The sequence below is a fragment of the Betaproteobacteria bacterium genome (genome assembly GCA_016791345.1).
Taxonomy (GTDB): Bacteria; Pseudomonadota; Gammaproteobacteria; order Burkholderiales; family JAEUMW01; genus JAEUMW01.
On record JAEUMW010000325.1, the window covers coordinates 1 to 10,239 of the forward strand.

Genomic DNA, 10,239 nt, shown 5'->3' on the forward strand with positions numbered 1-10,239 from the left:
AGCACGATGTGCGTGCAGCCGCGCAGGCGCGCGGCGTGCTCGATCTGCTCGAAGATGAATGAACCGACACCCAGCCCGTGGTAATTCGGGTGCACCGCGAGTTCCTCGACGAAGAGCGGGCGCATGCCGCGCTTCTCGAAGTACCGGTGATTCATCCAGTTGTCGGACCCGGTGATCTCGTAGGCGAACTCGGCGTAACCCACGAGCTCGTGTTTGTCGTCCTTCTTGAGCTCGAAGAGGAGCTGCTCGATGCCTTCCTCTTCGTAGATCTCGTCGAAGTGCTTCTTGAGCCGCGGCCGCTGATACTCGACGGTCTCGCGGTTCACGTCGCGGAACACGAGCTTCAAGAACTCCCAGACGCGGTTCAAGTCCCGGCGATGGATGCGCCGGACGCGAAGCTCCAGCTCGGCAGCCTCGCTCACCTGACCTTGGGGTTGAAGTTCGGTGTCTGACATGGTCAACGGAAGCGGATTATAGCGCTTGCCCGCCAGCCGGTCAGGGTCGGCTCGCTTGCAGCATGGGTGCTCAGTGATCGATGATCTTCGCCAGAAACTCGATCGTCCGCGCGTGCTCCGGATTGCCGAAGAAGGCGCTCGGCGGTTTGTCCTCGACGATCTGGCCTTCGTCCATGAACACGATGCGGTCGGCCACGGCTTTCGCGAAGCCCATCTCGTGCGTGACCACCAGCATCGTCATGCCTTGCGCTGCGAGCCCGCTCATGACATCGAGCACCTCCTTGATCATCTCGGGATCGAGGGCGGAGGTGGGTTCGTCGAACAGCATGATGCGCGGCTCCAGGCAGAGCGCGCGAGCGATCGCGACGCGCTGCTGCTGACCCCCCGAAAGCTGCAGCGGGTATTTCCCCGCCTGCTCGACGATGCGTACCCGGTCGAGTTGTTCGAGGGCGCGCGCCTGCGCTTCCCGCTTCGGCAGCTTGGCGACCCACATCGGTGCCAGCGTCAGATTTTCGAGGACGGTCAGGTGCGGAAAGAGATTGAACTGCTGGAAGACCATGCCGACATGCCGGCGCACTGCATCGATTGCCCGCGGGTCATCGCCGAGTTCGACACCGTCGACGACGAGACGACCCGCCTGGTGCGCCTCCAGGCCGTTCACGCAGCGGATGAGGGTCGACTTGCCGGAGCCGGAGGGGCCGCAGATGACGATCCGCTCGCCGGGCGCCACCATCAGGGCGATATCGCGCAGGGCGTGGAAGCCGTTGGCGTACCACTTGTTGACCTTTTCGAAGCGGATGATCGGATCGCTCACGCTCGCCTGCTTGCGCCGATCTGCCTTTCCACCCACAGGCTGTAGCGCGACATCGCGAAGCAGCAGACGCAGTAGAGTGAGGCAACGAAAAGATAGGCCTCCACCTTGAACGGCCGCCACTCGACATCGGAGTTGAGCGCAAGGCCGAGCGCCCCGGTGAGCTCGTAGAGCGACACGATGGTCACTAGAGAAGTGTCCTTGAACACGCCGATGAAGTTGTTCACGAGGGCCGGCACCACTGCTGCCAGCGCCTGTGGCAGCACGATCCTGAGTTGCGTCTGCCAGCCGCGAAGGCCGAGGGCTGCGGCTGCCTCGACCTGTCCCCGTGGGATCGCCTGCAGACCACCGCGCACGGTCTCCGCCATGTAGGCCGCGGCGAAGAGTGAGATGCCGACCAGCACGCGCGCCAGCACGTCCAAGGTCATGCCTTGCGGCAGGAACAGCGGGAACATGAAGGACGCCATGAAAAGCACCGAGATGAGCGGCACCCCGCGGATCAGTTCGACATACAGGACGCACAGCGTTCGGATGGCGGGCAGCCGGCTGCGTCTGCCCAGCGCGAGCAGAACAGCGAGCGGAAACGCGCAGGCAGCAGACAGCGTTGCCAGCAAGAGCGTGAGCGGCAGGCCTCCCCACGCTTCCGTGCGCACCGGCGCGAGACCGAGCACGCCCCCGCCTATCAGCACGAGAAAGCCGGCGAGACCGAGCACCCACAGAACCGCGAGCCGGGGGCGCCAGAATCTGCGGACACCGCTCGCGACGAGCATTCCCAGCATCAATACCGTTGCTGCCACTGCCCGCCATTGCTGCTCGAACGGGTAGCGGCCGAAGAGGATGAGGCGGTACTTCTCGGCCACGACGCCCCAGCAGGCGCCGCTACCGCGGGCCGCTTGGCAGGCGGCGGCATCGGGTGCGAAGACGGCATCGAGCAGCGCCCAGCGCACGATTCCGGGCAGCACACAGAGCGCGAGGCCGATCAGCGCCATCGTGGCGGCGGTGCTGCGCCAGTCACCGAAAAGATTCCGACGCGCCCAGGTGAACGGTCCGTCTGCGTGAACCGGTGCTGGCCGGGGCGCGATGAGGCGCAGTGCATCGGCCATGGTTAGCGCTCCACGATGGCCACGCGGCGGTTATACCAGCTCATGAAAGCGGCGGTCGCCAGCGAGGTCGCGAGATACACGGCCATGATGATGGCAATGCACTCCACTGCACGCCCGGTCTGGTTCAAAGTGGTGTTGGCGATCGACACCACGTCCGGGTAGCCGATTGCCACCGCCAGCGACGAGTTCTTGGTGAGGTTGAGGTACTGATTGGTGAGCGGTGGCACGATCACGCGCAGCGCCTGCGGCAGCACGACGAGCCGCAGCTCGAGGCGGGGCGTGAGCCCCAGGGCGCGTGCCGCTTCCACCTGTCCGCGATCGACCGACTGGATGCCGCTGCGCACGACCTCGGCGACGAAGGCAGCGGTGTAGAGCACGAGACCGAGCAGCAGGGCGAGAAACTCCGGTGTTGCGCTGCCGCCGCCATCGACGGCGAACGCAAGCTGCTCCGGCACCTGCCACACTCGTGGGGCGCCGCCGGCCCACCAGCCGATGCCGACGGAGGTGGCCACCAGCAGGAGAGGCACCCAGACTCGGTCGCGGGGTATTCCGGTGAGCTCGAAATGGCGTTGCGCCCGGCGTCGCCAGCCCCAGGCGATTCCGACACCAACCAGCGCACACACGAGACCCAGGATCTGGCCCGCGTGCCACAGCGGGACTGGAAACGCCAAGCCGCCCTTGCTCAGGTAGAAGAGCCCTGCGAAGTTCCATGCCGCCTGCGCCGGCGGCAGAACTTCAACGCAGAGGAGATACCACATCAGCAGCTGCAGCAGCAGCGGCACGTTGCGGAAGAGCTCGACATAGCCGTAGCAGAGACCGCGCACCAGCGCATTGCGCGACAAGCGACCGATGCCGAGCAGAGTGCCGAACACCGTCGTGAGAAGAATGCCGATCAACGCCACGCGCAGCGTATTGAGCACGCCGATGCCGATCGCCCGCGCATACGAATCGGTCGGGCTGAAGGGGATCGGGCTCTCGCCGATGTCGAACCCGGCGGTGGCGTTCAGAAAATCGAAGCCGCTCTGGATGCCGCGCGCACGCAGATTCGCGACGGTGTTGTGGGCGAGCAACCCGACGGCGAGGCAGACGACCCCGAGCGCGATTGCCTGGAAGAAGACACCGCGCGCCGCGCGCCCGCGCCACGACGGGCGCTGCCAGGGCGGTCGACGAGGATTCACTGCGCGCGAATGCCGTCAGCGTATGGGCGGCGCGTACAGGAGGCCACCCTTCGACCAGAGCTCGTTCAAGCCCCGCGGCAGTCCTATCGGCGTCTTCGGTCCGACGTTGCGCTCGTAGATCTCGCCGTAGTTGCCGACGGTCCTTAACCCCCGATAGGCCCATTCCCGGTCCAGACCGAGCGCCTTGCCGCTGTCTTCGGTGCCACCCCCGAGCAAGCGCGCGACGGCCGGATTCGCGGCCACCTTCTTCTGCACGTCGACGTTGTCCTGCGTGATGCCGAGTTCCTCCGCCTCGATGAGCGCGAAGACGACCCACTTCACGATGGCGAAGAACTCGTCGTCGCCGCGCCGCACCGCCGGGCTCATCGGCTCTTTCGAGATCAGCTCGGGCAGGATCACGTGGTCGTCCGGCTTCGCGGCTTCCTTGCTGCGGATCGACGCCAGTGCCGACGCATCGGTCGTGTACACCTGGCAGCGGCTGCCGAAGTACGCAGCGTTGGTCGCTGCGAAATCCGCGAACACCACCGGCTTCAGATTCAGGTTATTGGCGCGTGAGAAATCGCTCAGGTTGCGCTCGGTCGTGGTGCCGGACTGCACGCAAACGGTGGCGCCCTTGAGCGCCTTCGCGCTCTGCACGTTGAGCCGCTTCGGCACCAGGAAGCCCTGGCCGTCGTAGAAGACGATCGCAGTGAAGTTGAGCCCGAGCGATGCATCGCGCGTCGACGTCCACGTGGTGTTGCGCGAGAGGATGTCGACCTCGCCGGACTGCAGCGCGGTGAAACGCTGCTGCGAGGTGAGCGGGACGAAACGGACCTTGCCGCCGTCCTTCAGGATCGCCGCGGCGATCGCGCGGCAGATGTCCACGTCGAGCCCGGACCAGCGGCCCTGACTGTCCGCTGCGGAAAATCCCGCGACACCGGTGCTCACACCGCATACGAGCTCTCCGCGCTTCGCGATGGCGTCGAGGTCCTTGCCGGCGCGCGCTCCCGTAGACACCAGCATCCCAAGAGCGCACGCCGCGAGTGCGGTGTGCAGCGGCGCGTGCCGCCCTTTGCGCGTCATTCCGTTGTGCTCTCGCAGAAGAGCAGCGCGCCGGGGAAGTCGGCGAAGATGTCGGCCACCAGCAGCCGGCCGTCGAGCACCTCGACGCTGCGGCCGGTCAGCACGTTGAGCGGGCGGCTGCCGACGGGGAGGATGTCTGCGGGAACCGCGGTGTCGCCCCAGGTCTCGGAGCGCAGCGGCAGCTCTCCCGGCTCGGTGACGAGCCGGGAAAAGAGACGACCGGCCACGACGATGGCGACGCTGTCGCCGAGCCGGCGCGCGTAGGCGACGACATTGTCGGCGCGCTCGCCGGTGGCCACGAGCGGCGTGTAATCGCCTTGCGCGAAGAGTTGCGGATACTCGCGGCGCAGTTCGAGCGCCCGCCAGATCAGGTACAGCTTGGGACCGCCCGACTCCCAGTTGCGCATGATGGCGTCGAGCTGCGTGGCCGCGCCGACGCTGGCGGCGGCCAGCTGCTCCTGCATCTCCGCCAGCAGCAGCGACCGCTGTTCGTAGTCGACCGGACGGCGGTTGTCCGGATCGACCAGGCTCAGGTCCCAGAGCTCGTTTCCCTGGTAGATGTCCGGCACGCCGGGGCTCGTCAGCTTGATCAGGGTCTGCGACAGGCTGTTCAGCATGCCGAGCCAGGCGACGCTGCGCTGCAACGGCAGGAAATCCTGCAGGAACAGATTGCCCTCGGTCTTCGCCAGCAGCGCGTCGATGAAGCCGGCGAGCGCCGCCTCGTAGGCCGTGTTGACGTTGATCCAGCTGCTTTCGACCTTGGCTTCGCGCACGGCCTTCGTCATGTAGGTCTGGATGCGCTCGCGCAACGCCGCGAGTCCGTCCTCGGTCAGCGCTTCCAGCGGCCAGGTGCCGAGCAGCGTCTGATAGAGAAGGTACTCATCGTTGCGCGACGGTGCGCTCCTGCCTTCCACGACGCGCTTGCGGCTGCGGTTGAGACGGCTCCAGCGGCGCAGGCCGAGCCGCCAAGCGGCGGGCAGCTCGGAGATGACGTCGATGCGCACACGCACGTCCTCCGAGCGCTTGCAGTCGTGCGTGGAAGTCGCGAGCATCGTGTGCGGCCAGCGCTGCGCGCGATCCTGACTCGCGCCGTGGAAGGCGGACACGGTGAAGCCGAAGCAGCCGGGATCGCCGCCGACCTCGTTCAGCGACACGAGCCGGTGGTAGCGGTAGAAGGACGTATCTTCCACGCCCTTGGCGGTGACCGGCGCGGTGAACTGCTGAAACTTGTGCGCGAAGGCGAGCGCCTCCACCGTCTGTTCGCCGCCGAGGGATTGGCCGAGAGCAGCCGCGCGCACGAAATCGAAGATCGTCGCGTCTGCCGCGCGCGAGCGGCGCCGTGCGCGCGACACCGCCCAGTCGAGATAGCGTCGGTCGTCCGCCGATGGCTTCTCGACGATGTAGGTGCGATAGACCGGGAAGCAGGCGACCACTTCCACCAGCGCCTGGCGCAGCGTGTTCAGCGTGAAATCGCGCGTGCGGCGATCGGACTGCGCGAGGCGGGCGAGGCGGTTGGAGAGCACCGTGAGCTCGCTGGCGAGTGCTGTACGCAGGATCACGCGCCGCGACTGGTAGGCGATCTCCTCGAAGCCGAGCGCTTCCGGCACGAAGGCCTCGTAGATGCGGTCGAGCTTGGCGCGCGCGGCGCCGTCGACGAAGAGGCCGTTGACCACGTTCATGAAGCGATAGCCGGTGGTGCCGTGCACGCGCCACGCCTCGGGCAGTCGCTCGTAGCCGGCGGTGATCTTCTCCAGCACGACGTACAGTGGCAGGCTCTGGCGACTCGCCGGCTCGGCTGCGTTTACGCCCCACGCGAGCGAGATACGGTCCTGCAGGTGCCTGAAATACGCAGCCGGATCGTACAGGCCATCGGGGTGATCGATGCGCAGGCCCTCGATCTGTCCCGCCGCCACGAGGTCGAGCACGAGGTGGTGCGTGGCATCGAACACCACCTCGTCTTCCATGCGCAGCGCGGCGAGGTCGTTGATGTCGAAGAAGCGGCGATAGTTGATCTCGTCCGAGGCGACGCGCCAGTACGCCAACCGGTAGGCCTGCGCTTCAAGCAGGGCGTGCAGCGTGTCGAAGGATGCGGGGTTGTCGGTGCTGCCGTTGATGCCGCGCACTGCCGCGTCGATGGCACGGGCGAGCGGTGCGCAGTCGGTCACCACGCGGGCGAGCCGGCGCTTGTGCACCTCCTTGTCGCGATTGCGCTCGCTGCGGCGCTCGGCCTCGACCTCGTCGCGCCCCGGCAGATTGCGAAACGCCGTGACCAGGCTCGCGAACTCGTCGAGCACGGCGCTCGGCACGGATTCACCGAGCGCCGCCTTCATCGCACGCTCCAGGACGACGGGATACTGGCAGGGATCCACCGGGAAGCGGTGCTCGTAGTAGTAGACGCTGAACGAGCCCGTCGCCGCCTCGTAGGCGAGCCGGATCTCACCGCGTTCGAGCAGCGCGCCGTAATGGTCGCCCAGCACCGGCACCAGCACCTTGCCCTTGAGCGCGGCGCTCGCCGGATCCCAGTCGATGTCGAAGAACTCCGCGTAGTGCGAGGCGTGGCCGTTCTCCAGCACGTCCAGCCACCAGGCGTTGTCGCCGCCCATAACGCCCATGTGGTTCGGCACCATGTCGAGGATGTGACCCATGGCGCTCGACTTGAGGGCGTCGACGAACGCATCGAAATCCTCGCGGCTGCCGATCTCCGGGTTGAGCGCGTTGTGGTCGATGATGTCGTAGCCGTGATGGCTGCCGGGGCGCGCCTTGAGATAGGGCGAGCAGTAGACGTGGCTCACGCCGAGGCGGGCGAGGTAGGGAACGAGCTGCGCTGCCTGGCGGAAGCCGAAGTCGCGATGCAGCTGCAGGCGATAGGTGGCGCGCGGGATGATCGCGCGCACGCGGTCGTCGGCACCGGTGCGTGCATAGGGAAAGAGAGCCTGCCCGCGAGCCTGGGCGAGGGCGTCGGTAAGCGCGACGAAGCGCGGATCCTCCGGCCAGTCCTCGAGCGTGAGCGCGAGCTTGCCGCGGCCGGGAGCAGGCGCGTCGGCGGCGGGCTCGGCCGCGCGCACCACGTCTTCGAGCCTCACCATCAAGAGGCACGCCGGCGAGCGTGCGAGGTAGAGCTGGAGCGCCTGCGCGAATGCATCGGTCATGGCCGGCAGGGAGAGCGGATTCGGCGTCACCCCGGGCGGCAGCAGTCCTTCACGCTCGAGCGCGAGCAGGAGCCGCGCGCGATCCTGCGAGCGGTTGACGATCGCCGCCTGCCGTCGCTCGTGCGCGGCGGGCGTGTCCGCCGCCGCGGCAGCGTCGAGGTCGCGCCCCTCCCAGAACTCGGCGAGCGTCGGGCCGGTGCGGCTGCTCGCGACCACGAGGCTTTGCGGCGGATAGGCTGCCGGCGGGGCGAAATCCCCCTCCTTGTCGCGCTCCATCTGCAGCAACCGGCGCGTGAGCAGGCCGTTGTCGGCATAGGCACGGCGTGCGGCCTCGGGCAGCGTCTCGATGTCTTCGGCGATGACGAGGCAGCGGTTGCGCTGACTCTCCAGGGCGAGAATGCCGAGCAACTCGCCGAGCGGATAGTTCACATACGCACCCTGGGCCGGATTACCCCGCGCCGGGATCCAGAACAGGCGCGCCAAGCCGGCAGCCTGCTGCAGGCAGATCGCGCCATTGTCACGCATGTTGGCGCGCAGCGCTGCGATGAACGGGCGGTACGCCGCATGCCGCAGCCGGTGCGGATGCAAGGGTGCGAGCGCGTCGTCCCTGCCGCTGCCGTTGGCGGCATCCGGCGGCGCGCCGATGCTCGCGCCAAACGCGTAGCTGCCAGGCTCGCTCCACGTCTCGGCACCATCCCGGGTCGCCGACAGGGGCAGTGAGCCGATGAGGCCGACACCCAGGCCGACCTCCTCGCAGCGCCACCCTGCCGCATGCCACTGCAGATCGACCTGCCAGCGCACGTACTCGAGGAACTCGATGCGTTCGCGATACTGCTCGGCGAAGCGCGCCACCGCAGCGCTCCCCGCATCGCGGAAATCCTCCGGCCACTCCGGCCAGCCACGCATCGACGGGTGTTCGCGCTGGAAGTGCTCCTGCAGCGCTGCAAACAGTGCGTGACGCCGCAGACTTTCGCCCTGCGCGCGGCGGTAGGCGCGAAAGGCGCCAGCGCGCGCCGTGCCGTGATAGAGGTGACGGCTGCGAAAGCTGCGGTGGAGCAGGCCGAGCACCATCCGCTTCAGTTCCGCGACGCTGTCGGCATCGACCTGATCGGCCGCACGCAGGCGGGTCAGCCGCGACTGGAAGTCGGCACTGCGGATGAGGGCCTGCGCTTCTTCACATTCGCGCAGGTCCTCGATGCGCTCGATGTCCAGATAGCGGACGTCGACGTGCAGCCGGCTCGCCGCGCGATAGGCGTTCGTGCCGGGGCCGTGACCGGGCAGTGCCAGATGCAACCCGTCGACCCCGACCAGGCCGGCGCCGCGCGCCGCCCATTGGCCGATCAGCATGCGCAGATCGGTGAAGTCGCCGGCCCCCCAGTTGTGCGACGAGCGCACCGTGGCAAGCTGCACCGCCGGTCCCCACACGCGCCGGCTGCCGGCGATCGCCTCCGGCTGATAGGCCGCGTCCGGACAGATGATGAACGATGTGCGCGCGAGCACCTCGTCGCCGTCGTAGATCTCGATGCGGTGGTACCCCGGCTCCGGATTCACCGGCAGCATGAGCGGCCGCAGCACGAAAGCCGTGCCATCGGCCGCGTGCGTGGCCAGCGAGGTCAGCTCGCGGGGCCGGAAGAAGCCATCTTCCTGCGCACCGTTCTCGTCCGTCACGCGCCAGTGCAGGCGCTTCGCATCGAGGGTCGCGGGCAGCCGCACCTCGAGCGTCACCGGCAGTGCCGAGGCGCGGCGCACGAGCACCGGCGGCAGCACTTCACGCCAGCGGGCAAGCTCGTGATCGGCGATCGACTGCGCGATCTCGCCGTTGTTCGCGGCCGCCACGCCGAGCGCCGAGAGCACGTTCCTCAGCGTGCGCGCCGATACGGTCTGCGGCTTGCCGTTGCGATCGGGAAGCGTGGTCTCGATGCCATTGAGGCGTGCGAGCGCGATCAGCGGCTCGTCAGGCATCGGGTGCTTCCAGCAGCCACGCAACGCTCCACGGCGGGATGCCGGCCACTGATGACGAATGGGTGGCGTGGAGAAGCCGCCCGCGGGGCAGCGCGACGTTCGCGAGCGGCAGGTCCGACAGGTTGCAGACGAGATGCAGCCGGCTGCCGTCGCCGAGCTGCCAGTCGACCGCCAGCCCATGCTGCTGCAGTCGCTGCCAGCGTCCGCCTGCGTGCATGCCGGGCAGGCGCGGGACGATTTCGGCGCGACGCAGCGCGAGCAGCTGCCGATAAAGCGCGAGCCACTGCGTGCCCGGCGCGCGCTGGCAGTCCTCCCAATCGAGCTTCGACGAAGCGAAGGTCGCGGCGGCTGCAGGATCCGGAATCCGCTCGCGCGCAGCCTCGTCGCGAAAGCGCGGAAACCGCTCGAACTCGCGGCGGCGCCCGGCGGTGACCTGCGGCGCGAGCGTGGGCTCGAAATCGCAGAAGAACAGGAAGGGCTGCGTGCTGCCCCATTCCTCGCCCATGAAGAGGAGCGGGG

At 67.8% G+C, this 10,239-nt stretch carries 7 protein-coding genes; all 7 read right to left on the bottom strand.

Going from position 1 to position 10,239, the window contains the following annotated elements:
* Nucleotides 1-455 (bottom strand): GNAT family N-acetyltransferase (locus JNK68_12945; GenBank protein MBL8541261.1); only part of this gene is annotated, 455 nt, incomplete at its 3' end.
* A 70-nt stretch (nucleotides 456-525) separates the two neighbouring features.
* The gene (locus JNK68_12950; protein MBL8541262.1) at nucleotides 526-1,257 is read right to left on the bottom strand and encodes an amino acid ABC transporter ATP-binding protein; all 732 of its coding nucleotides are present in this window, start codon (nucleotides 1,255-1,257) and stop codon (nucleotides 526-528) included.
* Nucleotides 1,258-1,265: 8 nt separating this feature from the next.
* Complete coding sequence (locus JNK68_12955) at nucleotides 1,266-2,369, bottom strand: amino acid ABC transporter permease (protein ID MBL8541263.1); 1,104 nt, start codon at nucleotides 2,367-2,369, stop codon at nucleotides 1,266-1,268.
* A gap of 2 nt (nucleotides 2,370-2,371) precedes the next feature.
* Complete coding sequence (locus tag JNK68_12960) at nucleotides 2,372-3,547, bottom strand: ABC transporter permease subunit (protein MBL8541264.1); 1,176 nt, start codon at nucleotides 3,545-3,547, stop codon at nucleotides 2,372-2,374.
* Nucleotides 3,548-3,562: 15 nt separating this feature from the next.
* Nucleotides 3,563-4,609: an amino acid ABC transporter substrate-binding protein gene (locus tag JNK68_12965; GenBank protein ID MBL8541265.1), complete on the bottom strand. Its 1,047-nt coding sequence runs from the start codon at nucleotides 4,607-4,609 to the stop codon at nucleotides 3,563-3,565.
* Nucleotides 4,606-9,720 (bottom strand): malto-oligosyltrehalose synthase, encoded by a 5,115-nt coding sequence (gene treY, locus JNK68_12970; protein ID MBL8541266.1) that lies wholly within the window; start codon nucleotides 9,718-9,720, stop codon nucleotides 4,606-4,608. Before treY ends, JNK68_12965 begins: the two co-directional genes overlap by 4 nt.
* On the bottom strand, nucleotides 9,713-10,225 hold the full coding sequence (locus JNK68_12975) for a DUF3459 domain-containing protein (protein ID MBL8541267.1): 513 nt from the start codon (nucleotides 10,223-10,225) through the stop codon (nucleotides 9,713-9,715). Before JNK68_12975 ends, treY begins: the two co-directional genes overlap by 8 nt.
* Nucleotides 10,226-10,239: the final 14 nt, after the last annotated feature.